This window comes from Streptomyces sp. SID14478 (assembly GCF_010548525.1).
Lineage (GTDB): Bacteria > Actinomycetota > Actinomycetes > Streptomycetales > Streptomycetaceae > Streptomyces.
In genome coordinates, this window is record NZ_JAAGMG010000807.1 from 1 (window position 1) to 1,542 (window position 1,542).

General features: G+C 73.9%; 1 protein-coding gene and 1 pseudogene. Both read right to left on the reverse strand.

Annotated features, from left to right (window positions below; all coding sequences use genetic code 11):
• The coding region (locus G3I40_RS26525; protein WP_203644831.1) for a hypothetical protein at positions 1–1,143 on the reverse strand (1,143 nt) is incomplete at its 3' end.
• Positions 1,144–1,288: 145 nt separating this feature from the next.
• Positions 1,289–1,542: pseudogene (locus G3I40_RS26530) on the reverse strand (hypothetical protein); the annotation flags it as partial.

Below are 1,542 nucleotides of genomic sequence, written 5' to 3' on the forward strand. Positions count from 1 at the left end.
CGCAGCGGCCCGCGGGGGGACGGCCAGGCCCACTCCGGCGGTGCCGCGTTCGCCCGCGACGCGGTCCGCCACCAGGTCGAGGGCCGGACGGGCGCGGCGCAGCAGCCCCGCGATGCGCAGATGGCGTCCGGCATGACCCGAGTACGTGGGGTGCAGGTTGAGCAACAGCGCATCGGCGCCCGAGAGTTGAGCGGTGACGAGCTCCGACCAGGTCTGGGTGTCGGACTTGGACCAGGCCGTGTGCGGCCAGTTCTCGATCTCCGGCTCGCTGCGCACGTGGGGCGGACGCAGCACGCGCTGTTGCTCCAACAGCCATACCGAGCTGCTGAGTCCACGGGCCGGAGCGTCCTCGTACCCGGCGAAGTGCGGGCGCTGCACGGCCTCGCCCCGCACGGCGAGCGCGTCGAACAGTGCGCTCCAGTCCCGCCCCTCGACGCTGTGGACTCCCGGCACCGAGCTCATCAGGCCCAGCCGGGAACGGCCGCCGGAGTGCTTGTCGACTGCCTCGGCGACGAGGCCGGCGACCTCCAACTGGGCGGTGTTCCACACCTGTTGGAGGAGGGAGCGCCACGGGTGCGGGGTGCCGGGCGCGGTCACGGCGGCCACCGCCTGCTGCCGGGTGACGGGCGCGCCGACCAGCTGGGACAGGCGCTCCAGCATCAGCGGTTCGAAGCCGCCGCCCCAGGTGAGCGGCGCGTGGTTGTGGTAGCGGAAGTCGTCCTCCAGCCACAGCACGCGCAGACCCAGGTCCGCGAACCGGGCGTAGTGGGCGGTGAGCCAGGAGCGCCACACCGGGCAGGCGAAGGAGGCCTGGCCCGCCGCGGCCGTGCCGTCGGGGCCGACCATCGGCGCGAAGCCGTGCCGGTCGCGGCGGCCCCGGTCGGCGTGCCCGGTGGTCACCCAGGGGTTGAGACCGACGTCGAGGCCCGCGTCGCGCAGCGTCGCGGCCGTGGCGGCGGCGGTGTCGTACAGGCGGTCCTCCTCGGCCGCCGTCGGGTGCCCGGCGTGGAACTCCTCGGCGGCGAGCAGCAGTACGACCTCGTCCACGCCGTTCGCGCGGCAGAACTCGGCGAGTTCCTTGGCCTGTTCGGTGGCGGTCGGGCCGGGGTGGATCTGGAACCTCAGGTGGTACCGGGCGGGCACGCGGGATCTCCTCTGCGGACGAAGGCTCTGGGAACGAAAGGAGGGCGGGGCGCCGCGGGATGCGAGGCGCCCCGCCCGGGGACAGGTACTCAGGAATTCAGTTGCTCACGTACCGAGTCGCTCAGTGGCTCAGCGACTCAGTGGCTCAGTGCCGGTGTCGCCCGGCGGGTGTGAGGGTCAGCGTCTGTTCGGCGGCGGTGCGCGCACCGCCGACGGCACTGCCGCCGGTGTCGGTCCAGGCCCGGGTCGGCGTGGTCTCGGCGAGCCGCCCCTTCGTGCCCGACATGCCGACGACCAGCCCGCTGTAGCGGTTGACCAGCTTGAAGGTGCCGGTGGCGTGCCCATCGGCGCCGCGGCCGGGGACGACGAACCACTGCTGGCCGACCGTGGGCCCCCCGC